Annotated in this window: 24 protein-coding genes and 2 pseudogenes; 17 read left to right on the forward strand and 9 right to left on the reverse strand. The window is 42.2% G+C overall.

What is annotated here, in order from left to right; all coding sequences use genetic code 11:
• Nucleotides 1-447: 447 nt before the first annotated feature.
• The 4 genes from DSBG_RS09470 to DSBG_RS09485 all read right to left on the reverse strand — a co-directional run bounded on the left by DSBG_RS09470 (nt 448) and on the right by DSBG_RS09485 (nt 3,148).
• Nucleotides 448-882 carry a hypothetical protein gene (locus tag DSBG_RS09470; RefSeq protein ID WP_068963893.1) on the reverse strand — a complete coding sequence of 145 codons (435 nt, stop codon included), beginning with the start codon at nt 880-882 and terminating at the stop codon, nt 448-450.
• 49 nt (nt 883-931) lie between these two features.
• Complete coding sequence (locus DSBG_RS09475) at nt 932-1,753, reverse strand: hypothetical protein (RefSeq protein WP_068963894.1); 822 nt, start codon at nt 1,751-1,753, stop codon at nt 932-934.
• On the reverse strand, nt 1,740-2,219 hold the full coding sequence (locus DSBG_RS09480; RefSeq protein WP_068963895.1) for a hypothetical protein: 480 nt from the start codon (nt 2,217-2,219) through the stop codon (nt 1,740-1,742). Before DSBG_RS09480 ends, DSBG_RS09475 begins: the two co-directional genes overlap by 14 nt.
• Nucleotides 2,220-2,566: 347 nt before the next feature.
• Complete coding sequence (locus tag DSBG_RS09485) at nt 2,567-3,148, reverse strand: C39 family peptidase (RefSeq protein WP_068963896.1); 582 nt, start codon at nt 3,146-3,148, stop codon at nt 2,567-2,569.
• Between the two features lie 900 nt (nt 3,149-4,048).
• Here DSBG_RS09485 and DSBG_RS09490 point away from each other — a divergent pair.
• The 12 genes from DSBG_RS09490 (at nt 4,049) to DSBG_RS09545 (ending at nt 12,630) form a co-directional block, all read left to right on the forward strand.
• Nucleotides 4,049-4,834, forward strand: coding sequence for a helix-turn-helix domain-containing protein (locus DSBG_RS09490; protein WP_068963897.1), 786 nt, complete (start codon nt 4,049-4,051; stop codon nt 4,832-4,834).
• 426 nt (nt 4,835-5,260) lie between these two features.
• Complete coding sequence (locus tag DSBG_RS09495) at nt 5,261-5,542, forward strand: hypothetical protein (protein WP_068963899.1); 282 nt, start codon at nt 5,261-5,263, stop codon at nt 5,540-5,542.
• A gap of 1 nt (nt 5,543) precedes the next feature.
• On the forward strand, nt 5,544-6,176 hold the full coding sequence (locus DSBG_RS09500) for a hypothetical protein (protein ID WP_068963901.1): 633 nt from the start codon (nt 5,544-5,546) through the stop codon (nt 6,174-6,176).
• Between the two features lie 64 nt (nt 6,177-6,240).
• Nucleotides 6,241-6,456 carry a hypothetical protein gene (locus DSBG_RS09505; RefSeq protein ID WP_068963902.1) on the forward strand — a complete coding sequence of 72 codons (216 nt, stop codon included), beginning with the start codon at nt 6,241-6,243 and terminating at the stop codon, nt 6,454-6,456.
• A gap of 11 nt (nt 6,457-6,467) precedes the next feature.
• Nucleotides 6,468-6,821, forward strand: coding sequence for a hypothetical protein (locus DSBG_RS09510; protein ID WP_068963905.1), 354 nt, complete (start codon nt 6,468-6,470; stop codon nt 6,819-6,821).
• Between the two features lie 34 nt (nt 6,822-6,855).
• Nucleotides 6,856-7,263, forward strand: a complete 408-nt coding sequence (locus DSBG_RS09515) for a helix-turn-helix domain-containing protein (protein WP_068963907.1) — start codon at nt 6,856-6,858, stop codon at nt 7,261-7,263.
• Nucleotides 7,260-7,583 (forward strand): hypothetical protein, encoded by a 324-nt coding sequence (locus DSBG_RS09520; protein ID WP_068963909.1) that lies wholly within the window; start codon nt 7,260-7,262, stop codon nt 7,581-7,583. Before DSBG_RS09515 ends, DSBG_RS09520 begins: the two co-directional genes overlap by 4 nt.
• A 79-nt stretch (nt 7,584-7,662) precedes the next feature.
• Nucleotides 7,663-8,067 (forward strand): phBC6A51 family helix-turn-helix protein, encoded by a 405-nt coding sequence (locus DSBG_RS09525; RefSeq protein ID WP_068963912.1) that lies wholly within the window; start codon nt 7,663-7,665, stop codon nt 8,065-8,067.
• 717 nt (nt 8,068-8,784) lie between these two features.
• Nucleotides 8,785-9,363: a recombinase family protein gene (locus tag DSBG_RS09530; protein ID WP_068963914.1), complete on the forward strand. Its 579-nt coding sequence runs from the start codon at nt 8,785-8,787 to the stop codon at nt 9,361-9,363.
• Nucleotides 9,364-10,172: 809 nt separating this feature from the next.
• Nucleotides 10,173-10,613 carry a hypothetical protein gene (locus tag DSBG_RS09535; RefSeq protein ID WP_068963916.1) on the forward strand — a complete coding sequence of 147 codons (441 nt, stop codon included), beginning with the start codon at nt 10,173-10,175 and terminating at the stop codon, nt 10,611-10,613.
• Nucleotides 10,607-10,966 (forward strand): hypothetical protein, encoded by a 360-nt coding sequence (locus DSBG_RS09540; protein ID WP_068963918.1) that lies wholly within the window; start codon nt 10,607-10,609, stop codon nt 10,964-10,966. The genes DSBG_RS09535 and DSBG_RS09540 overlap by 7 nt, the downstream gene beginning before the upstream one ends.
• Before the next feature lie 155 nt (nt 10,967-11,121).
• Nucleotides 11,122-12,630: a recombinase family protein gene (locus tag DSBG_RS09545; RefSeq protein WP_068963920.1), complete on the forward strand. Its 1,509-nt coding sequence runs from the start codon at nt 11,122-11,124 to the stop codon at nt 12,628-12,630.
• A 95-nt stretch (nt 12,631-12,725) separates the two neighbouring features.
• On the opposite strand, the pseudogene DSBG_RS21755 reads toward DSBG_RS09545, so the two are convergent.
• Nucleotides 12,726-12,884 (reverse strand): annotated as a pseudogene (locus DSBG_RS21755) (DUF255 domain-containing protein); the annotation flags it as partial.
• A gap of 282 nt (nt 12,885-13,166) precedes the next feature.
• Here DSBG_RS21755 and DSBG_RS09550 point away from each other — a divergent pair.
• From DSBG_RS09550 to DSBG_RS09555, 3 genes are all read left to right on the forward strand, one after another.
• On the forward strand, nt 13,167-13,496 hold the full coding sequence (locus tag DSBG_RS09550; protein ID WP_068963922.1) for a PadR family transcriptional regulator: 330 nt from the start codon (nt 13,167-13,169) through the stop codon (nt 13,494-13,496).
• A 73-nt stretch (nt 13,497-13,569) separates the two neighbouring features.
• A complete protein-coding gene (locus DSBG_RS23030) occupies nt 13,570-13,725 on the forward strand; it encodes a hypothetical protein (RefSeq protein WP_176716236.1) in 156 nt (51 codons plus the stop codon).
• An 11-nt stretch (nt 13,726-13,736) separates the two neighbouring features.
• Nucleotides 13,737-15,665, forward strand: a complete 1,929-nt coding sequence (locus tag DSBG_RS09555) for a beta-N-acetylhexosaminidase (RefSeq protein WP_068963924.1) — start codon at nt 13,737-13,739, stop codon at nt 15,663-15,665.
• An 8-nt stretch (nt 15,666-15,673) separates the two neighbouring features.
• On the opposite strand, the gene nagB is transcribed toward DSBG_RS09555, so the two are convergent.
• Complete coding sequence (nagB, locus tag DSBG_RS09560; protein ID WP_068963927.1) at nt 15,674-16,396, reverse strand: glucosamine-6-phosphate deaminase; 723 nt, start codon at nt 16,394-16,396, stop codon at nt 15,674-15,676.
• A gap of 27 nt (nt 16,397-16,423) precedes the next feature.
• On the reverse strand, nt 16,424-17,587 hold the full coding sequence (gene nagA, locus DSBG_RS09565) for an N-acetylglucosamine-6-phosphate deacetylase (RefSeq protein WP_083236800.1): 1,164 nt from the start codon (nt 17,585-17,587) through the stop codon (nt 16,424-16,426).
• Nucleotides 17,588-17,951: 364 nt separating this feature from the next.
• Here nagA and DSBG_RS09570 point away from each other — a divergent pair, with 364 nt between their 5' ends.
• The gene (locus DSBG_RS09570; protein WP_242877513.1) at nt 17,952-19,142 is read left to right on the forward strand and encodes a hypothetical protein; all 1,191 of its coding nucleotides are present in this window, start codon (nt 17,952-17,954) and stop codon (nt 19,140-19,142) included.
• A 365-nt stretch (nt 19,143-19,507) separates the two neighbouring features.
• Here DSBG_RS09570 and DSBG_RS09575 read toward each other — a convergent pair.
• Both DSBG_RS09575 and DSBG_RS09580 read right to left on the reverse strand, forming a co-directional pair.
• Nucleotides 19,508-20,730, reverse strand: a pseudogene (locus DSBG_RS09575) (IS110 family RNA-guided transposase).
• A gap of 393 nt (nt 20,731-21,123) precedes the next feature.
• Entirely contained in the window at nt 21,124-21,720 is a 597-nt protein-coding gene (locus DSBG_RS09580; RefSeq protein ID WP_068963932.1) for a hypothetical protein, read from the reverse strand.
• Nucleotides 21,721-22,096: 376 nt separating this feature from the next.
• Here DSBG_RS09580 and DSBG_RS09585 point away from each other — a divergent pair.
• Nucleotides 22,097-22,649, forward strand: a 553-nt coding sequence (locus DSBG_RS09585) for a DNRLRE domain-containing protein (protein ID WP_141694280.1), incomplete at its 3' end; no start/stop codon positions are given.

Below are 22,649 nucleotides of genomic sequence, written 5' to 3' on the forward strand. Positions count from 1 at the left end.
TCGTTGGGGAAATGGACAATTGGCATATGCTTCCCGGCGCTTCGCGTGAAGTCGTGAAGGAATTTAAGGCGTTCATGCGACTAACGAAAAGACCATTCGTGAACAAGACGATCGACTTTCGCGATTGTGGCGTTGCCCGCCGATCGGGGAAGCGTTGGGCATTAATACGGCGACCTTGTCCGACCTTCCCGCGCCGCTACCGCTTGACGATGAAACACTATTGAACCCACGCGATAAAGGTCGCAACACCCGGATAGCCGGGTTCTTCTTTTTGTGGGCGTGGCAGGGCACTTGTCAAATATGGACGACAAAAAGACGGAAGGAAAGGACTATTCCTTCGCTTCCGCCTTTCGGTGTGTGTATGCTACCGAGAGTGTTGATAAAATCTGAACAGGGGTTTGCACATGGTTATATGCATACTTGGCTGTTGCAATAGCTTATGAGAGATTATAAATACCGTTTATTGGTTACTCTCTGAATTTTTGTAGCCCTAGAACCACATGATGGACATCTTTGGTGTTCTGTAACGTTTTCATTAGGAATGATACCAGCTAACATTGAACCACCGAGTGTTAACATGCTTTTACCAATATTTTTAAGGGCATTAATTTGTTGCAGTTTAACATCTTTTTCATTAAAAAACCATAGTTTACCACATGAACCACAACTTCCCTGAAACTCCTCAATAAATTCAAAGTTATCATTTTCTTTGGGCGCAGGTTTGGCAGATGCTATGGGTTTATATGAAGCAGATTGAGGGGCAGGCATTCTAGGTTTTACAGGGTATTTAACGTTATTTCCACAATAAGGACAAACTACAGTACCTTTAGGTACTACCCTATTGCAAAATTTAAATTGGCAGTATTCTGTTGTATTATCCATAACTCATTTTGCACTCCTTTTTATATGCAATTTCCAATTAATCTTATTATTATTTTATAGCCCCTTTCTGACTCATTGTCGTCCAAGAATAGTTTTCGGTTAAAACGGAATGGTCTTCTGGCATAGTAAAATTGTTCTCTATCCACTTGTAGAAGCTGGCAGAATCAAAGTCTAAGGCAACTACTTCTCCTGAACTTCCATCAATATAACCGCTTTGGCTTCTAGGCTTACTAAAGTAATTCTTAATAGTGTTAATCCCCAAATCAAAGTTGCCACCTCCAAAACCTAATGGATTGTCAGTGTCTGCAAAATGTATAACGACTTCAGATAAATTAAAGTCTATTTTACTAAAATTATCATTGATGGCTTTGGCTATATTGAACGCGACTTCTTTTCTTTGGCTATCATTAGTTATCGTTTTGCCGTTCTTAGCTACTGAGAGTTCCATAGTATAGGCATTTTTCAAATTGGTCTTACCCATACTAGTATCGTGTGGTTCTACTATAGACCCAATTCCTGTATATATGAAATCTACTTCTTTTTCCAAAACTTCATCAACTTTTAACTTATTTATGATGTTTTCTTTTGTCCATTTTTCGTTAGCCTGTGCGGATTTAATATCTTCTTCTTTTCTATTGATTGTGACTAACAATTGTTTAGCTTCATCAAGGGTACTATTAAGGGCTAATGCTTGTTTAGCATTTTCTTTAGCCGTGAACAATTCATTGTTCAGAAAGTTTGTTTTAGCACTACTTAAAAAGTTATTAGCTTTAGTCTCAGGGCTTTCTTCAATTTTTGAATTAGGTTGAGTTGCTATTGTTGGTTCTGCAATAGCAGTTTTAGTATGTTGTTCAAACTTAGATGGATTCATCTTGGAGTCTAAATAATATATCGGGAATAAAGCTAAAAATACAACAAATGCTACTCCAAATAGTGTGGGTGAGAAAAAAACCAGCAATAAAAGATATGACCAAGGCTAAAACTAAAAGTATATAGATGATATGTACTAGGGGTTTAAAGATAAAAACAATTATAACTATAATTGCTAAAAGAATAATAATAGGGAATATTTGTTGCCAGAGAGATGATCTATCTTTAAACTGCGGTGATTGATTAATAGTTGTTTCTTGCTGTTCATTAGGTTTCTGAGAATCAGCTAATAACCAGTTTCGAATAGTACCTCTAGGTATTTGATGTTTTTTCGCTAATTTAACTATTGTCTCGTTGTCATATTTTCCTTGGGCTTCAGATCGTATTTGATCTTTGAATTCATCTGTATACTTGCTTCTCTTTGGGCGTGATGTCTCATTCGAATTAGTCATATTGGTTTCTGCCAATTCAGATACCTTCTTTCTTCATTCTTCTGCTTCTTTCTATTATATCATTCGAGATGAGAGAAAATTGTCAAATATAGTTATGATATGATTCAAGTAACCGCCATTACCTAAATTTCTTGTTCCTGCATTATTCGTGTATATTTATGCAATACTTAGATGGAGAAAGAAGCGCCGGGTTATTCCCAACGCTTTTGGTTTCTTATGGCGGTGCTTATATGTGACCGTATGCAACGAAGGCAACCTTGCAATCGCCACATTCGATATTCAATTCCTTCGTTGCCCTTACGATCGCGCCGCACGTCTTTATCGTTTTCGGTGTGATTTTTAAGTCCAGTTCCACCCCTACTCTATTCAATCCTGCGCATCAAAACACAAACACGTTCATCTTTAATACTTAACGAGTAGTCTTGTTCTTTATAGCTATTAAACCATTTCTTCATAATCCGCCGATTTGTAAGTGAGTCGCCTTGAATTATTTCAATTTCCGGGTTATCAAATTTCCTTTTCCTGAAATATGGGTCAAATGCATAAACACTATCTTCATCTATATGTGTTATCAGAATATAGTGGTACATTCTTGGTTGAAAAACTCTCGCCAAAACAACGCCGCCATCCTTCAACCAACTCACCAAATGCTTGTTCTTTTCAAAGTCTGCTTCCGTTCCATCTACTCGTTCACATTCAATATTAAATCCCTTTGTTTCGTTGTAGTAATTAAGCCATTCACATATAAAACCGATAGCAAACCCCGTCGTTCCACCTTTTCCGACTTCACCGAACCTGTTGAATGTATCTAGGGAATAAAGCATAATTGCTTTAATTACTTCCGGTGGAATTTCTTTTCTATCAAATAAAAAATTTAAGGCGTTCAAGAATGATGTTGGCACACAGTCATATTCAGATGATTGATATTTGAGTGGAATTTTCATGTTCCAACAACCCCCCAATATATTCAACAATTCGACCTAGCAGATAACGTTATCGGATTACCGAATTTGTTCGTAGTAAATCCGATATTAGTATTATATACCAAATAGATTCGCGAATATATTCTTTTTATTCCCATGGACGCAAGGCATAAAGCTAAAGCGTTCTTCACCGAACGACACAAGACGTCAGGACAAGCCACTGGAAGACGTCTAAGTAGTCAGGATGTCACGAAGGTATATTCGTCACGATTCGACAATTAATAGGCTTATATTGCGTTGAAAATTAATTTTCAAAAATAAGGCGTTGACCTTCGCGGGTTGACGCCTTTTTCTTTTCATCAATTGTTCGTTTAAAACCTAAATTTACGTACCGTAACAAACCACGCCAACTTGCAACATATATCAATGAAGGCATACACGCTATAGCGAAAGGGCGTTTCGACTATAGCAAAGCACGAAAGGGGCGGCAAATTATGTACAACCACGCTATGACAATGAATTCGCCACCGTAAATAGCAGACATTATCGTTGTGGGCATTGGGGACTTATATCCTTCAAACGATAGTCGCAAGAAGGATAGTTGAAGCACGAATTGGCGCTAAGATATGAAAATATGGGATTTACCCTATACTAACAACACTATTTTAACGACACCATTCGAACAACATTATTCTAACGACATTATTCGAAGAACACTATTTGAACTACTAGCAATGAAGAAGAACGTAAAGCCCTAAAGGGCTTATTGCTAAAGCAATAGTAGTATTGAAAAGGGAAAGAAATATCTTTTAGGAAAGTCAATATAGGGGTTAGTAAGGTATTGATGAGAAGAAAACGAAGGGTTTCAAACAAGAGTTTCGAAATTTCGAATAAACGATAGAAGGAAGGTGAGTTCATGCGATGTATACCAAAAAGAAAGCAAGGGAAGCGGAACCCGGTATTGACGAAGCGGTCGTTGACCCAAACGAAGAAGAATTCGACGACGGCGATACAATTAATGAAGGTAAAGTCGAAGACTTCACGACCTTCGAATCTATGGAATTCATTAAGTTCAGCGTTCCAATATTTCAAAAGGATAATTTCGGCGGGTTGTCGTCAGGGGCGTTAAAATTGTGGCTAATATTGTCAACTAGATTAAGACCCGACGGTCGCGTCGCAATTGAAATTAAAGACGTTCCAAAGTACGCAAGGAAATTTAAACAAGACCCAAAGACAACGAAGAAGGCGTTTGAAGAATTGTTGAAGTACACGTTCACCGTTGGCAAAGGTAAGAACACCCGGACGAACTGCGTGTTAAAAATTGAACATATTGACAACGAAGTCGAGTATCTTAAAATTCCATACGGTTCGGGAATCGGTACATTCGACGGAACCGGGAAAGAATACGCTTATCCACAGTTTATCAAATGGCAACGAGAACGATTAGAAGCGTTGCTAATGACGTCAGGGGGCAGTATGTTAGCTACATTACTTGCCATTGGAATACACGTTAATAGCATGGGCATTGCGTTTCCTGCATGGAAAACGATTGCCAAAATTCAAGGCGTATCAGTTAGTGTAATTGGGGACAACTTGAAAATGTTGGAAGACGCAGACTTGATTAAGAGAAAACTCGTTCCGGGGAAGACGCAATTCGATCACAACGAATATCATCTTGACGCAAAGACAGGAATAACCTTTTGTTAGGCGGCGTGAACTTGTGAAAGGCGGCGGTGGCGTATTATACAATGTAAACGCGAATGGAACTTGGTTGCAATGGTTCCAAGCGCGAACGGCGTGGGTTATTCCCCCGGCGCCGAATACGAAGGAAGGAAGCGTTGTTTTGTGGATGCGCACCCCACGAAGCGGCGCTTCTTTTTTTTTATGCCTACAAAGGGATTGACGAAAATCACCGTCCGGCGCGAAGGCGGCGCGGCGTGAATACATATCTCTTTATTTTTATTTTAAAATTAGCGAGAATTCGCTTGTTTTAGCGGTCAGTAGTCTTGTTTAACAATAGAACGGGGTTCGCGCCTTCGTTCGAAAGACCTTCGCGAAGACCGTTCCTTTTATTTAGCCTAAAATCAGCGAATCCTCGCTAATCGCAACAAGCCACAAAGGGGGTTAAAACTTATGGGACGATACGAACCGATCAAACTTGAATTATCCCCACAAGAAATTTCCGTAGTTGAATTTATCAATTTGACATTGACAGTACGCGGCATGACGAAAGTTCAACTTGCGACCGAATTACAAGTCAACGTTCACGCGATTTACAATCCACTACTAAAACGACAAAGGTTATCGGAAGAAATGCGTATCAGAATTTTTAAGGCACTTAAAATCACGAACACCGACATTATCATGATGTTAGAACACATGGCGAAAATGACGCCACAAAAAAGGGGGAATTAAAATGTTAAAAACTTATGAAAAATTCACAGCCACCGTGGAGAACTTCGAACAAATGATTAATGACTTACTCACAAGCGCAGACGCCGCAGAAATCACGGTAAAGGAATTGCAAGGTCAAAAGGTAAGCGCGCTTATGGTTGGCGATGTCGCAGGTGCGGTCTTATTGTCAAAACAAATTAGTGACGAACAAGAAACAATTGCACACAACCGCGAAAGCGCGGCACTTATGGAATCCGGCAAGTGGAAAGCCTTCGTCAACACGATTGAAGACGTTACCAACGAAAGGAACCAAGTCGTCGCCGATATGCTTAAAAAGTTCGAAGCAAAGGCGGTTATTGTCGCTAAGGCTAAAGAATCCTATTTGAAAGAATTGTCTGAACTTGGCGCAATTCACCAAATCGCAAAAGATGCACATCACGACTTAGCAGACGCCCAAAATGTAGTTAATACATTCGAAGGTAATCCAAAAGGATACCGACACTACGGCACGGACTTGAATTGGGACGCACAGCCATTGTACCGCCCAAGCCGCAGGGATAACTCTACGCCCGTCGGAGTATTAGCCTTGACGATGCCGCAACAAAAGCTTGCCTATGACCCAAAAGACCCGTTTACCGAATATTTTCCCGAATAGTAAACGGTCTTAAACGACCAACAAAAGGGGCGCAAGTCGCCCTTTTAATATGGGGGCAAAGTACATGGGCGGTAATGGGATAGTAACTTCACAGTTAAAGAACCGAATCTTCTGGATGAATATGGCGGGGGAAACGAACCCGGTGTGTATTCAGTCCAATATTATAATCGCATTGCGTAAGCAGGGTTACAAGGACACGTTGAACGATATGCTTCGCGCTTTCTTTCTGCATGAATTCGGAATCAATGACCTTACGGAAGGGCTTTTAATTTATCTTTAAAGGGGCGTGAAATGCTAATGGCGTCATTATCGAAGCGCATAGAATATGGCGGTTTACGGTTCAACGAAACCACCGCGCATAAGTTTAACATTCTCGCCGGGATTATTCCGCCCGAAGGATATACGGACGAAGTGACCGTCACACCGAAAGCGCGGCAAATGACCCAACGGCAACAACGGGCGACGTTCAGTTCAGACGCCTACAACGAAAAAACCACAGAACAACGCGCGGCGTTAGCGATTGCCTATGATAATTCAAAATTGTTAGCGGCGGCACGGATCGAATCACGACAGAACGCCCAATCGTTTGCAATGGGGAAATCCTTGTCTTACGAAGCGGCTTATAAGTTCGCGAGTACACAATAGTAAGCGGCGTTATCCGCAAAGGGGTGGGGGCGGTATGAATAGCTTGTCGGTCGCCAAACAACAATTTAAAGAAGCGAATAAATGCGTGGGACTAATTAGGTTGCTTGAAACGCCGGAAGGCATCTTAGCCTTATTACTAAACATTAATACGTTGGAATCCACGAACACCGATTACCGGGTTAGCGACATTATTATCGACTTCGAAGCCGGGATTAACGCCGCCGATCTCACAGAGAAACAACGAATTGTGATCGACGGAACAATCGCGGGCGCTACCCAAAGAGAACTAGCAAAGGAAATGGGTATAAGTCAACAAGCCGTGCAATGTCACCTACGTGTGGCAGTTGGTAAGATCGTTCGTGCAAGCGAGAAGCCGCCCAAGCCCGAAGTCCTAACGACCATACCACCAAGACACATAAAATTTAAGGGGGTTATCAAATGACAATTGAAAACAACGATACCCAATCGGCGGTTGACCTACTACGCCAAGCATACGCGACGAATGACGTTGAAAGCGATCACGCAATCCTAATGACGGAATTCGAAACTAAGGTCAAAGAAGCGGAAGTGTTTAAAGCCAAGCGAATCGAAAATAACCAAGCGTCGGCATTGGAATTGTTGATGGAAGGGTTTAAGCGCGTGGACGGTCAAGCGATGAACCGCAAGGACGCGAAGATCGAAAGGGCTAAAGTTCTACAAGAGAAAGAAGAAAGCGACCGACAAGCCCGCAGGGATGCGGTAATCAACGGCATGAAGAAATAGATTATCGACTAAAGTGAACGGGCGGGTTAGACGATTAAAACCGTTTACCCGCTTAACTTATATTAAGGGGGTGAATACGATGGTAGCAAAGTTCAAGAACGTGGACTTGACGAAATTTAACGATCAGCAACGCCAAGCGTTGGAAATGTTGTGCGTTCCAAATCGCCAAGAATACGGCGAGATTGCGAAAGCGGTAGGCGTAAATTTGAAGACCCTTTATAGGTGGCGACAATTCCCGGAGTTCGTCGAAGCGATTTCGGGTATGGCGATTATGAATCTTCACGCCGACCTTCCCGAAGTTTTCAGCGCCATGCTTAAAAAAGCGAAAGCCGGGGAAGTCCGATCGGTTGCGTTAATGTTTAAATTACTAGGGCTAACAGTTGATAAGAAGGAAGTCCAAGTCGAAGTTGAAGCGAAGGGCGAATCCAACGAAGACGTCGCCGAAGACATTAAGCGTCTTAAAGCGATGTTAGGAAAACGTTAATATGGCGACTAACGGGCGATACTGAAAGAAAAGTATCGTCCTTCGTTTATCCATTTTTAGCGGACAATATATGGGGGTACACGTTAGACGTCGTTAGGGTTCGTTGCGGGTTCGGTAATGGTCGTTAATGGTGGAAGGTGGAACCGCCAAAACGATCGGGCATTGGTTTTTTCGGTTAGTCGATGGGTTGCGTCGATGCTTTACTTAGCTAAAGCGTTGGGGCAGTAGGATTGTAGGGTTTTCGTGGGGTTGCGTTTGAAGCGTAAAATATCCGCAAGCCGTCCCTTATGCGCCCCGTCCTTCGAAAATATAGGGGTGGGGGGTATACGAAAAGGTCGGTTCAACGGTCGCTTATCGGTCAAATCGAAGGCAATCGTTCAATATGCGCGTCACATATTCGAAAACCTTCGCCAAGATCAGAACCCGGTAGCCTACGCCCAAGCGGTTCCCGTCGTATAATCAATTAAGCGAGTGACACGGCGCCATTATCGAATATTAATTGAACGGTTGCGTTCAAAAAGTAAGCATATGAAGCGCCGCTAATCGGTTCCATAAACAGATGTTTAACGAACTAATCCGAACACGTCGCCATAAGCCCAATAAACCACTTGAAACAGTTCGTTAAGTCGTCCGATAAACAAAGTTCCTTTATTGTTATCGGTTACGGTTTATGGTACTATTAGCAAACAACGAACTATTCGAAAGGCGGCGGGCATTATGTTATTCGGTTATGCGCGAGTAAGTACCCAAGATCAATCAACGGATTTACAATTTGATGCACTAGCGAAGGCGGGCGTTGAACCGGGAAACATCTATTCAGAGAAGATCACAGGAACCACGAAAGACCGACCACAATTTATCCGCCTATTGTCGATGCTACGCAAGGACGACACCCTTATTGTGTACTCGTTAAGCCGCGCAGGACGGTCATTGAAGAACCTTATCGAACTAATCGAACAGTTAAAGGCTAAAGGCGTGAACTTCGTTTCATTGAAGGAACAGATCGACACTACCACCGCCGCCGGGAATCTTATTTTCGGGATATTCGCCGCACTATCGCAATTCGAAAGAGATCAAACAAGTGAACGCGTGAAGTCGGGGTTGGACAGCGCACGGGCGCGGGGTCGAGTTGGCGGCAGACCGTTCAAGGATAGCGCCAAGGTAAGCGTCGCACTTCGTATGTATGACGCTAAGACCTATTCAATTAAAGAGATTACGGAACAAACTGGAATCGGTAAGACCACCTTATTCAGATACATTAAGGAACGTGCTACACAAGAAGCGTCCCAACGATAAAGCCGGGTACATAAGAAGCGCCGCCTATTAAATTAGGGGCGTTATTTTTATGGGCGGTATTTCGAAAAGCGTGGGGGCGTTAAGGTTCGGCAAGGCGATCAACTAAGCCCCTACCCTATTGACAAAGCAAGCGCAGACCCACGCACACGCGCACAGATAGGCGCTAAGACACTCAGACCATACATCTACACGAATACACCAAGACGTTAGCCCACGCCCTACACGCCATACATATAAGCCTACGATGTACCACGACGACCGACGATACACACACATACACACGTTAAGCCAACGATGAAGCAAGCGTTAAGCGTTCGACCTATACAATAACCTATTGTTAATACGAATAGAATATCGAATTAATGTTTGTGATCGACAAATTTTATATATAAATTAATGTTAATCGAAGGAATCAGAATCGAATGAAAGAGAGTTGACGCTTGACCCCACCCACCGGGGGTACGCCCCCTAGATAACCCACAGATTACGTCGAAAGAATCCGCGCAATAAATTTGGAATGACTTTGGAAGTTAATTCCAAACGATTAGACGATCGCCCAACGCCATACGATACCCAACGATACCCCTTCCCTATTCTATCGCTATGTACCCGTTCACCGTTAAATCGTTAATGGCGATAGTTCGCAAAAGGTATTAAGGTAATCGAAAAAGTCGAATTGCCCAAAAAAATTCGAGTATAAATTTTGAAAACATAGTAGGCAAATCGTCCACCGTGACAAACGACGTTTCGTTGCAACATTCTTGGGTAATAGGCGCATCAAGGCGACTTTATCGAAAGGGGGCAACAATATGAGACACGCAATAAAAACCACAATCCAAACCAACGCCAAGGACGCCAAACGACCTGTCTTCGTAGAAAAGAACGTTAAGGGCGAGATTATCACAAAAACTTGTTCGATATGCGGCGAATACAAAGAACTCGAAGATTTCCCCAAGAACAAAAAGGGCTTCGCAGGATGCGCGTCAGCTTGTAAAGCGTGTAATACCAAGGCGAGATCAACCCCACCTTCGCCCGAATCGTTAGCATTGAAGGTCATACGAGATCGTTGGGCGGCGGTTGGACGTACAGACCTTGAAGCGCTTTATGCGGAAGGACTAAGCGAAGACCAGATCGCCGAGAAGTTCGAAGTATCAATCGGAAGGGTTGTAGTTAGGCGTCATCAATGTGGCATACCTAACCCTAATCCGAAAGTGATAAGTCTTGCGGATAGACCGCGCCGTCCGTGGTAAGCGAAGCGACGGCACGACAATGTGAAGCGCCCACAACCGTCAAGGCGTTTCTATACGAACAACGAAGGGCGAACGTTGTAGCGATATTCGGGGACGATGCAGACCAAGCACTAATTGATTACTTCGCCGGAGAAGCGCCGCCCATACCATTATCGCCCGCCCTGCTATCCAAGGAAGCGACCACCCAAGCCCGTTGGGAATCGGTCACAGGCGAAGACATTCAATCGCTTTATAACCAAGGCAAGACAAGCCAAGAGATCGGTAAACTATACGGCGTTAGTAAGGCAAAGGTCATTCAAGCGGCAAGCGCCCAAGGGATTGATCGAAGTTCACAATTAAGACGGACACCGTAAATGGCGCCCGTCGTTTTTTATCTTCCTATTTAATACATATCGTACTAAAATACATCTTCTTAACATTAATCACGGAATAACAACTTGACGATTCGGACGCAATCGAATAGAATTGGTTCAGTACATGACAGAATTAGAGAATGGAAGTGAATGTAATGGAACCAATCGGTTTAAAAGGAATTTCAAAAGTTTTTTTGTATTTGCGGAAGTCACGGGACGAAGAAGACAAAGGGATTGACGTTCTGGATAATCATAAACGGACATTATTGGAAATTTGCAACCGCAACGGTTGGAAGAAACCTGAAATATATCAAGAGATAAAAAGCGGTTCTTCATTGGAATATCGAGACGAATTGAAGCGAATGTTATCCGACATTGAAAAAGGACTTGCAGATGTCGTTCTATGTATGGACGTTGACCGTTTAAGTCGCGGAAGCGGCGCAGATTGGGAACGAATTAAAAGTGCTTTTAAAGATAACGCCGTCTTTCTTATGACGCCGACCGCACTATATGATTATTCGAATATCGAAAATGAATTTATGGGCGACCTTCTCGCAGTATTCGCCCGGTATGAATGGAACCAAATCCGAAAGCGGTACAAGCGGGGTAAGATAACCAACGCCGAGAAGGGGCATTATGTAAACGGTACGGCGCCTTTCGGTTATGATTATAACTCGACAACAAAGATACTCGAACCGAACCCGGAACAAGCGGAAGTCGTTCGTTACATCTTCGATCGGGCGCTTGAAGGAATCGCGCCACAAAACATTGCGATCGAATTAAATAAGAAGGGATTACGTTCGCCGCGTGGAACCAATTTTTCACAAACGTTTATTCTTCGACTATTAAAAAACCAAGTTTTCACAGGGCGTATTGTGTTTGGTAAGTCGTCGGGTTCCGGGCATATTAATCGACAGACCGCGCCGCTAAAATTCAAGCCTAAAAGCGAATGGATTGTTTCGGACAAATCACATGAACCATTAATAAGCGACGAAGACTTCGGAAGACTTCAAGAAATGATAAAAGAAAGGACGAAAATCCCGACCAAATCAAGGGCGAACACTCACCCGCTTAGTTCGTTAATCAAATGCGGGAAATGCGGCAGGGTACACGGTTTACAATTTCGTGCGAATGGTTCAACACTATTAAAACCATGTCCCGGAATAAGTCCGACAGGGGTCAAATGCAAAAATGGCGGAATACATTCGAACATACTTCACGAAATACTTGACGCACAACTTCAAGATCATATTGAAAAATTGAACCAAGATAAGCCCGTCGAATCTGGTCGGTTTAAGAACCTTCAATTCGACCTTAAAGCAAAGACACAATCAATCGGAGAATTAACCGATCGCCTTGACCGCTTGAATGACATATACATTGAAGGCAGACTAAAAAAGGATAAGTACGAAAAGCAATTCGATCAATTGACCGTGGATATTGAAGATGCAAAGCATGAAGTCGAAAGGTTGACCGAAGCCCTTGCAAATTACAAAGGTATGAACCCGGAAGAACGAATCAAAAAGGTTATAGAACTTCGAGACGTATTTAATAACCCGGACGTGGATAACACAGATAAGAACCGCTTGGCAAAAGCACTAATTGATAAAATTTTATACAAGCGGGACGGCGACGAAGTTGAGATGGAAGTCGTATTCTTATAAAGGGGACGGGCGAAAGCCGCCCTTTTTTTATTGCGTTTTTAAAGGTATCTTTGACGAACACGTCACCAGTGACATGTTGACTTGATGACCGTCTAGGAATACCCAATAGATAAGAAAATCGGCTTGTTCTCTGCCTTTGCAGTATTGAAAGCGTCTTCACCCCAAGGAAACCAGTTCACGGGATTGTTTGCATGTTGAAGTAGATAGGGTGATTTTTCCTTGGATAATCTATTGGGTGTCTTAGTAGTGGTCATTGGCAACACCTCCTTTACAGTTAGTATGCCAATAGTATATCCCAGAGCAACTTCAATTACTTTAAGTCCCTATAGAAAATTTACTTCTATTACATAAGTGTCATCTTCCCCATCTCAGACAATGTGGGATATTATGGATTTATAGAGGCCTTCTAAATCAGTGAGATTGTCCATGAGTCGTAATACGATTTGCAATAAAACGATCGTCATACTACAAGATACATAATAGTACATTGACAGTAATAGTAATGTGATGTAAAGTATAAACACGGAGGTGAGCAAATGGAGGCAAGTAAAATTTCTTCCGACCTGCTACGTGGTCATACTGATACGATGATTTTAAAGATTTTGCTGAACAGCGATCATTACGGCTATGAAATCGTCAAGTTGATCCAGCAGAATTCCGGTGGCGAATATGAACTAAAAGAGGCCACCATGTATTCCAGCCTCAAACGACTGGAGAGCGATGGCAATATTACTTGGTATTGGGGCGACGAAACGCAGGGTGGTAGAAGGAAATACTATAAGATAACAGAAAAAGGCAAATTGACCTATGCTGAAAATAAAAAGAACTGGGAATACGCCAAGCAGGTATTAGACCAGTTACTATGAATGAAAGGTGGCAATTTAGAGTGAACGAGAAATTAAATCAATATTTGAATACGTATTTTCTCCCTACGAAGGGTTGCGTACCGTGGAAGAATTGAAGGACGAGTTGCGCCACAATCTGCAGGAGCGGATGGACGACCTCAAAAACCAGGGCTATGACGTTGGAGCGGCTCTCTTGAGCAGAATTAGCCAAGTACGACGTATCATATTTCGAGGTGGAATTTGCCATTAAGGAGGAATAGCATGTATTTAATCCCATTGCCAAGCAAGATTACAGCACAGGACGGTTTTTTTTTGATAGACCACTCTACCGCCATTGTGTTAGATGTTGGGCAGGATGACAACGATTTGGAAACGGGAAAACTCTTACAGCAGGAAATAAAGAAAGTTATTGCAATTACTCTGCCCATTAAAAAGGTGCTGCGCAGTGCAGGACATCTCAATGAAAACTGTATATACTTTCGACATGCTGATATGGAAGGTAGCAAGGAAGCCTACTCGCTGACAGTGAGACCCAATAAAATTACCATTGTCGCTTGTTCCAACCGTGGTTTCCTATATGGGGCAGCGACGTTGATTCAGCTATGCAAGATATCACGTGGGGAAATTGGCTGTGTTGATATTGTCGATGAACCATCCTATGCAAACAGAGGCTATATGCTTGATGTTAGCCGAGGAAGGGTGCCTACTATGGACAGTTTGAAAGCGCTGGTCGATCGGTTGGCGCTGTATAAAATCAATCAACTTCAGTTGTATATGGAAAACTGTTTACGCTTGGATGGCTTTGAGGAAATCTGGTCGCAGACTGATCCTTTTACCCCGGAAGAAATTTTGGAGTTGGATTGTTACTGCAATATCAGAGGGGTTGAGCTCGTACCCTGTGTAGCCACCTTTGGACATTTGTATGATTTACTCCGTTCAGAAAGCTTTGGTAAATACAGAGAAATGGACAACGGGCCGGGAGAGACATTTACATGGTATAACCGCATGAGATACCATATTCTCAATGTAGCCGATCCCGAAAGCTTTACTCTGATCAAGGGCATTCTGGACCAATACCTGCCCTTGTTTCGTAGTGATAAAATAAATATTTGTTGCGATGAAACATTTGATTTGGGTAAAGGGAAAAGTGCTTGTCTGGCTCAGGCAATGGATTACGGAGAGATGTATCTTTTCTATGTCAACCAATTAGTAAGTTATCTGCAAAGCAAAGGTAAAAAGGTGATGATTTGGGGAGATATTGTCAAGAGTCATCCCGAGCATCTGGATAAACTGAACGCGCAGGTTACCTGCCTCAACTGGTATTACGATTATGGTGCTAACGAAGAAACTGTAAAAATTTTCTTCGACAAAGGTTTAAAGCAGTATGTATGTCCTAGCCTATCCGGTTACAGCCGCTTGGTTAATGCCTATGATTTGAGTTTTACCAACATAAGGGAGATGGCGAAGTTAGGGGATCAGTATCATGCTGATGGATTTCTGAATACCGACTGGGGGGATTGTGGTCACATTAATATGCCCGCTCTTGGCATTCCCGGTATAATTTACGGCGGAGCACAGGGTTGGAACGTGAAGGATGACCGGGATTTTAAAGTTATAGATCAGGCTATTTCCTTGGTAGAATATGGAGACCAAGGAGAAAGTTTGGTGGGACTGCTGCGCGAACTTTCTCATCAGGATATCATTATTTTTAACAATCTGGCATTTTTCAGGGATTATAAGGTATACAATCAGACCTACAATGATTGTGGAATCTGCCTTTATGATAAAGCTAAAGAAGAAATGATGAAGGTTTCAGAGAATCAACTTAAATCAGCAGTTACCAGATGCGCGGAAATCTTCAATTACCTGAAACAGAATAATATGGGTTCCTATGCAGACCGTCAAGCGGAAATGTTGGAGTATTATCTGGCTGCCCGTGGGGTAGCACTGATGCAGGAATTGACGCTGGTCATTAAAGAACGTGAGTACGGGCAGAATGTTCAGTCCCTGGATGCTCCGTATGAATTGGCCGGTAAACTGGAATACTGGCTGATGGATTACTGTGAGGCGTGGAGGACCGGCAGTCGCGAAAGTGAATTGCATCGAATAAAAGAGTTTGTTGGGCAAATCTGTTTCATCCTCAGAAAATATGATTCAAGAAACACAATTAATCAAAAACCAGAAGACTGAAATTGATCCTATCTCCTATTGAGCTTAATATCCGTGAGTACAGTTATATCAGCGTGCAGCTGTAGAATGCTGGAGGGAACCTCTGTGCTCACTGGTCCATTGATCGTCTTGGTCAAAATGTCTCGTTTGCTCTCCCCACTGACGAGTAAGAGGATTTTTTGCGCTTGCATAATGCTGCCAACCCCCATCGTGACCGCCTGGCGGGGAACCGCTTCAGAATCTGGGAAAAAACGTCTATTAGCCTGAATTGTCGCCGCCGTCAAATCCACAACATGGGTATGAATCTCCATATTATGTGAAGGTTCATTGAAACCAATGTGACCATTTGGACCCAGACCCAGTATCTGCACGTCAATGCCGCCGACCCTCTGAAGCGCGTCATCGTACCTGCGACATTCCTCAGCTAAATTGGAAACATCTCCACGAGGGATATTTACATTACCGTTCGGCAAATCAACTTTACTCCAAAAATGTTCACGCATAAAAAAGGCGTAGCTTTGCGGGTGATCAGCCGCTAAGCCTACATATTCGTCAAGGTTAAAGGTGCGGACCTGAGAAAAGCTAATAATCCCTTCTTGGGCAAGCCGGGTCAGATAGTGGTACATGCCAATCGGTGTACTTCCCGTCGGAAGACCCAACACTAGATGCGGGCATACTAAGATTTCACGTGCCACCCAACGAGCAGCCATTTGGCCTAAACTTAAATTATCCTGTGCATAAATAATCTCCATTTTTGCTCCTCCTAGATTACCTTAGTCTTAAAACACTAACCTGCCTTGCAACCATACCTGCTTAATCTCAAAGTCAGATGATAGTCGGATAAATGTCGCTTCCTTGTTGATTTCGAGACTGCCAACCCGATTATCAATCCCCAAAAGTTTGGCGGGATTTGAGGTTGCATAACGCACAGCCTCCGGCAAGGGGTATTGGAGCTTTTGTACCAACATTTTTAGACCTTGGCGTAAGGGATAGGCACTACCGGCGATCGTCCCATCGGGCAATAGGGCTTTACACTGGCGAACAAGGGTCTTTTGTCCCCCAAGTTCGTATTCTCCATCCGGCATGCCCACTGCTCGAGTGCCGTCAGATATCAAACAAACTCGTTCGGGTGGTTTATTTCTCAATACCAGTTCCAGCACTGCGGGGTGGATGTGTACCCCATCAGCAATGATTTCTAGGGTAATCGCATTATCCAGCAACGCTTTCGTTAATAGACCCGGGTTGCGGTGATGAATTGCGGGCATGGCATTAAACGCATGAGTAATGTGTCGTACACCCCATTGCACAGCCAGTTCCATCTGAGCTAAATCGGCGGCGGTATGTCCGGCTGAGGGGATTACGCCATGCGCTAGGCAAACCTTAGTAAGGGCTTGTCCATCCGGTCGTTCCGGAGCAAACGTCAGGATCTTCAAGAGACCTGGAAACTCGTGCAGCAGGTTAGCCAAGAATTGTGCACTCCCGTCCTTAGCTCTATCCCAAATCTGTTCCGTTGCCTGTGCGCCTCGGAACTTTTCCGCTATAAAGGGGCCTTCTAGATGTAGTCCTAAGATTTCCGCGCCCCAGAAGTGACCTCGTTGAAAATCAGCGACATTTTGCAACACCCTCTTCAGTTGTTCAGGGCTGCAAGACATCGTTGTGGGCAAAAAAGAAGTTGTGCCTTCTTTAAGCAGAGCCTCGGCTAGGGTCTGTAAACTCCCCGGAGTTCCATCCATGACATCACAGCCTCCGGCTCCATGCACATGCGTATCGATCAAACCGGGGATCAAGAGATCCCCTTCCATGTCCCACACGGTTGTTTCGTTAAATGCTTGTTGACCTTCTTCAAAGATTTCCTTCAGAATACCATCTTGCCAGATTATTCCGCCATGACAAATTCGATCCGGCAGAACTAATGTCGCGCCGCGTAGCAAACCTCGATCCATTCGTATGCCTCCCCAAGTGCCTACACTATCTATTCCCTCAACTAAACCCTTTGCGATATTCTTTAAATAATCAGACTGATTCCGGTCTTTTTAATACTATCAGAAAGTAGAAACTTATGTTATAAACCTTTAAAATAGTTATTAAGTGCAATCTCAGATGACTTGAATTGTTTAATATATTTGGTGGCGTTTTACCGGTTGCTTGAAATATTTCGTGGATTATGTGCTATATTTATTTAATTATGTTATAATTTGTCATACCTTGCTATTAATTTGTGCATTGAAAGGGATTGATTAAATCCATAAGTTCGAAAATATTAAAGTTGGAATCGGTTTTGCCACTGGGAGAAGGAGTTTTCAAAAGGTGCTGCGAACCACCATTTACAACTGGAAAGAATCCGGTTTGGTGGAAAACAAACGAATCAGTTTAAATCTTTTTGTTGCCTATGATCTTAATTATAATAAAACAAAAATGACGGATTACACCAATATACACCCAGAACTAGTCGAGCAAATTGATAGCAGCAAATTTATTGGAAGCGTGGCTATAAAAGAAGAAATTGATTATTTGATTCGAGAAAACGTCGTCGATATGAGTGAGGCGCGTATGATTTTTGGCAGGGGGTATGCAGCTAAGCGTAACGCTGTGCTATATAACGCTATAAAGAACAATATGGATTATCTGATCTTTCTGGACGACGACGAATATCCCATGGCAGTGACCAATACGCGACGAACTGCAATTTGGGGAGGACAGCATGTTCTGTTCGATCATCTTGAATATATCTCTCAGGCGGACATCACCCATGGACACCACTGTGGCTATATATCGCCTATTCCCTATTTAGAATTTAATGGCACTATGACCGAAGCAGATTTCCGCTCGTTTATTGAGGCTATCAGTAATGATATTGTTAACTGGGATACATTGAAAACCGTTATGAAAAATGGCGGAGTAACCTATGCTGATACAAAGATATTGACGAGCGATGAGGCGATAGAAGTGCAGGAAACAAACCATGCCAAATTCATCTCAGGCGCTAATCTGTGCATTAACCTGAAAGATTCTCGCCGTATTTTTCCGTTTTACAATCCACCGGGAGCTCGGGGAGAGGATACATTTCTAAGTACCTGTCTAAGCGAACGGAAAGTTTTGCGCGTGCCTTGCTACACATTTCATGACGGGTTTTCCACCTATAATTATCTTTTAGAAGGGGTTCTCCCAATCCGATTGAAGTTCATCAAAGCAGATACCGAAAAGATTACCACTCGCTTTTACAAGGCCTGTATAGGGTGGATTCGTTATAAGCCCTTACTGCTCTATATTACACAACCGGATCATTATGAAGAAAAAATAAAAGAGATGCGGGAACAGCTTAACGAAACATTGCCTAAAATCTGTGCTTTCTTTGGACAACCGGATTTTATGAATGTTTCAAATGAATTGGAGAAATACCATAAAAATGTCAAAAAGCATTATCGTGAATTCCTTGAAACACAGCATATTTGGGCAAAAATAATGGAACACTTTGCGCTAAAGTATAACAGCAAATAGATTCACTTAGAGCGAACATAGATTTAAGGCGTAAAGGTATATAAGAGCTAAAAGTGCGGTGCATCCACCTCATTAATGATATTAAAACACATAACTTGACCATAGCATGTCAAGTTATGTGTTTTAATATATAATATCCTAATTTAGCTGCCGATCAGCCGCATGAATAGCTGTTGTTCCGCATTGAAGCCATATGCAGCAATAATACCTGAACCGGATTGGAAGTCACATTATGATTTCTTACGAAAATATAGTCTCCAACGTCTACTACTTGTCTTGGACTTATACCTTCCTGTCTCTAATAGACATAGGATGCCCGAGATCTTCCTAGATCTCTTAAAAATAATCTATTTGGGATTCACTCTTCACGCCTTCAGGACTTGATATCCCTTTATTTGAAGTTGTCTAATTAGGCGTTGTTCCTTTTCTTCTTCGCGTTTGACAAGGTATTCTGTACCCAATTCTTTATATGGCTCCCTGGTCAGTAATATCTTATATGCAATCCGGAGAATCAGATGTCCTAATGCAAGCAAAGCCTTTTTCTTTCCCATACGTTTTACCCATCGCCAAAACGTTGAGGATAGTCGGGTGTTTTTGGTTTTAGAAGCTGCCCAGGCACATTCACATAATACTGACTTTAACGCTTTGTTTCCCGAGGTGGCTCCAGTTCTTTTTTTTTACCTGCACTCTCGTTGTTGCCTGGAGACACACCAGCCCAAGAGGATAGATGATTATCCGTTGGAAAAACACTCATATCTGTACCTAGTTCAGCGATCATTACTGCAGAAGCGGTTTGGTTTACGCCGGGAATAGAATCCAAGAGTTCAAGGTCTTGTCGGTAGGGAGTTAAGCATTGGTCTATTCTCATCTCAACATGAGCAATTGTTTGTTCTAAAAACTTCAAGTGTTCCCAAGAATAACGGATCATTTCTCGATGATGGCTTCTTAGTCGGTTGTTTAAAGCATCAACTAAACCAAGAACTTTGCTTTTTACTTTACCTTTTACCATCTGGGTGAGCTTTTCTGCTGTGATGACTTCTCCATCAATAAGTGCCTCCATGATATTGCGCCCCGAGACACCGAAAATGTCGGAAATATAGGTTGTGATCTTTATATTAGCATCCTGTAAAACCTTATGAATCCGATTTTTCTCCTGAGTCGTATCCTGAAGAAGTTTCTTTCTGTATCGAGTAAGATCTCTTAAATCACGGATCTCCACGGGCGGAACAAAACTTCCTTCAATTAAACCACTTCGAAGGAGTTGGGCTATCCATTCTGCATCTTTGACATCAGTTTTTCGTCCAGGAACGTTCTTGATTCGTTGGGCATTGGCGAGGATGAGTTGAAACGTTCCTGTCTCGAGAATGTTCCACACGGGCTTCCAATAGATTCCTGTACTTTCCATCGCCACATGAGAACACTTTTGGCCTTCTAGCCAGTCAGCTAGTTTCAAAAGATCGGGCGTTGTTGTGCTAAACATCCTAATTTCCTTTTTCGGCTTATGTTCAAGGGGCCCAAAGAGAACACAAGCAACTACTGTTTCCTGATGGACATCCAACCCAGCACAGCATTCCAAAACAGCATCCATTAAACCACACCTCCAAATAAGGCAGGTTACCCAACAACCGAAGAACATCTATCGAAATTTCTTACACGTGCTCAAGGCACATTTACCTGTACTCATAGGTTGTTGGAACCAGTTTATACTCCGGGGTATAATCCACCACAAATCAAACGGCTTACAGCATCCTACCTTATAATGATTATCCCAGTTTAATGGTGCTATGAAAAGTTAATCCTTGTATAATTTTTTCATTCCTCCCTGTGAACTTAAGCTTCATGAACGTTTATACTGTTAAGTGTTCTTGCAGTTGATTCTATTAGCTCGGTTTCACACTCGGCCATTAGGGGAGCTGCTGAATAGGTATAAGGTGTATGAAAGCCACAGACGTTTTTACGCGTTCTGGCTCGTGAGATTTAATTACATAATATAATTTGAAGCGCCTTCTTCTTTATTATGATTTATATCTGAGGAAATAGGTTGAACAGCATTTCTTTTTGATTCTTTTATTTGCTCACTTGTTTTCTCAGTAGGCTTCAAATAATCGTTTTGTGGGGGAACGTCATAAAGTGAATCATGACCTAATTTAGCGGCTGAAAAGGTAGCGATCAAACCAAATACTATATTACTAAAAACATAGGACAGATTACTTGCAGCATCTTTAGGTTTCATCTTATTCCAGGGGGCAAGATTTGGGATGGCCGTAGCTATCGCTCCGAAGACAATTCCCGATGTGATTCCTTTAGAAATAAGTTGATCGCGTCCGTTTTGCGACATACGCTTAATGATATAATTAGCTCCAAGAATACTCACAGCGGAGCTCATTATTACCCCAAGGAGCTGACCCCTTGCATTTTTTGCCTCGCTCTTGGATACGAAGATGCCTGCAGCAGCTTGTCTATACGATCTTTGAGATATTTTTGCTCGGTAAGAGGCTTCATCGACAACCATAATCCCAGCCAGCCCAAGAAGCCCTGAGATAATGGATAAGGTATCTCTATCCTTTATCTTTTTCATTGTTGTGTTATTACCTCCTTTAAATTACTTGACAAACATTTTGGATGTACTGTTGAATAATCTGCCTAATCAGTATCTCTTTTTTAGGAACTGGTATTAGAATTTTCATTTGTTACGTTTAATATTACAGGAAGTTATTCCCTGAATTTTAATGAAAATTATAATTCAATAATTCTTTTTTAAAAATAGAAAAAAACAGCGCTTCAAGAAACGTTCTGGCAGAGCTATATTCACTGGGACTTGTACTTACTAAAACATAACGAACACATGGTTCGTAGATCTATGCTGGTGGCATTCGCGGTGCTTACTACCTCATGTGACATTTGTACTATAATTAGCATATTATAGTGAAAGTTGAATATAAGGTGGCGAAACAATGGCATCTATCGATGTTTTCCCTACTGATAGCGTCTATATATCCCAGTTTTATCACAATACTAATTTTGGGACTGTCAATCAATTGTTTACAGGACAATATATTGTAAGTAAAATAAATCGTTGTAAACCGGATGCTTATAGAACATTATTAAAATTTAATATTAATTTACTGTGCTCTGACACAATATGTAGTGCTAGGCTATTTTTATTTGTAAACAGAAAAGATAAATCTGATGCGGATCTAGCGCCACAAACCGTAACAATATATGAAAATGAAAGTGACTTTAACCAAGCAACTGTAACTTGGGATACAGCACCAAATACTATTATTTCTCCTTATTCTTTCAATGTAACCGATAGTGACGTAGGATCTTATATAGAAATTGATATTAAGGATTTAGTTCAAGGTTGGGTTAACGCTTGTCATGTGAATGACGGTATTACACTTATTGGAATAGAAGATAAAATAGATAGGATTATTGGCTACGCAAGTACGGGAAGTGTCAATCCACCTTTTTTAAGGATAAACTATAGCTCATGTACAGGAGTAG

This window comes from Desulfosporosinus cupriresistens (assembly GCF_001707885.1).
Lineage (GTDB): Bacteria > Bacillota > Desulfitobacteriia > Desulfitobacteriales > Desulfitobacteriaceae > Desulfosporosinus.

What these genes read in the sequence shown, in the direction of transcription:
- DSBG_RS09580 (WP_068963932.1), bottom strand. Translation starts at nt 21,720, where the DNA reads ATGAAAAAGATAAAGGATAGAGATACCTTATCCATTATCTCAGGGCTT.
- DSBG_RS09525 (WP_068963912.1), top strand. Translation starts at nt 7,663, where the DNA reads ATGGTAGCAAAGTTCAAGAACGTGGACTTGACGAAATTTAACGATCAG.
- DSBG_RS09510 (WP_068963905.1), top strand. Translation starts at nt 6,468, where the DNA reads ATGCTAATGGCGTCATTATCGAAGCGCATAGAATATGGCGGTTTACGG.
- DSBG_RS09520 (WP_068963909.1), top strand. Translation starts at nt 7,260, where the DNA reads ATGACAATTGAAAACAACGATACCCAATCGGCGGTTGACCTACTACGC.
- DSBG_RS09495 (WP_068963899.1), top strand. Translation starts at nt 5,261, where the DNA reads ATGGGACGATACGAACCGATCAAACTTGAATTATCCCCACAAGAAATT.
- DSBG_RS09505 (WP_068963902.1), top strand. Translation starts at nt 6,241, where the DNA reads ATGGGCGGTAATGGGATAGTAACTTCACAGTTAAAGAACCGAATCTTC.
- DSBG_RS09470 (WP_068963893.1), bottom strand. Translation starts at nt 882, where the DNA reads ATGGATAATACAACAGAATACTGCCAATTTAAATTTTGCAATAGGGTA.
- DSBG_RS09500 (WP_068963901.1), top strand. Translation starts at nt 5,544, where the DNA reads ATGTTAAAAACTTATGAAAAATTCACAGCCACCGTGGAGAACTTCGAA.
- DSBG_RS09485 (WP_068963896.1), bottom strand. Translation starts at nt 3,148, where the DNA reads ATGAAAATTCCACTCAAATATCAATCATCTGAATATGACTGTGTGCCA.
- DSBG_RS09550 (WP_068963922.1), top strand. Translation starts at nt 13,167, where the DNA reads ATGGAGGCAAGTAAAATTTCTTCCGACCTGCTACGTGGTCATACTGAT.
- DSBG_RS09490 (WP_068963897.1), top strand. Translation starts at nt 4,049, where the DNA reads ATGTATACCAAAAAGAAAGCAAGGGAAGCGGAACCCGGTATTGACGAA.
- DSBG_RS09545 (WP_068963920.1), top strand. Translation starts at nt 11,122, where the DNA reads ATGGAACCAATCGGTTTAAAAGGAATTTCAAAAGTTTTTTTGTATTTG.
- DSBG_RS09530 (WP_068963914.1), top strand. Translation starts at nt 8,785, where the DNA reads ATGTTATTCGGTTATGCGCGAGTAAGTACCCAAGATCAATCAACGGAT.
- nagA (WP_083236800.1), bottom strand. Translation starts at nt 17,587, where the DNA reads ATGGATCGAGGTTTGCTACGCGGCGCGACATTAGTTCTGCCGGATCGA.
- DSBG_RS09515 (WP_068963907.1), top strand. Translation starts at nt 6,856, where the DNA reads ATGAATAGCTTGTCGGTCGCCAAACAACAATTTAAAGAAGCGAATAAA.
- DSBG_RS09535 (WP_068963916.1), top strand. Translation starts at nt 10,173, where the DNA reads ATGAGACACGCAATAAAAACCACAATCCAAACCAACGCCAAGGACGCC.
- DSBG_RS09555 (WP_068963924.1), top strand. Translation starts at nt 13,737, where the DNA reads ATGTATTTAATCCCATTGCCAAGCAAGATTACAGCACAGGACGGTTTT.
- nagB (WP_068963927.1), bottom strand. Translation starts at nt 16,396, where the DNA reads ATGGAGATTATTTATGCACAGGATAATTTAAGTTTAGGCCAAATGGCT.
- DSBG_RS09475 (WP_068963894.1), bottom strand. Translation starts at nt 1,753, where the DNA reads ATGAATCCATCTAAGTTTGAACAACATACTAAAACTGCTATTGCAGAA.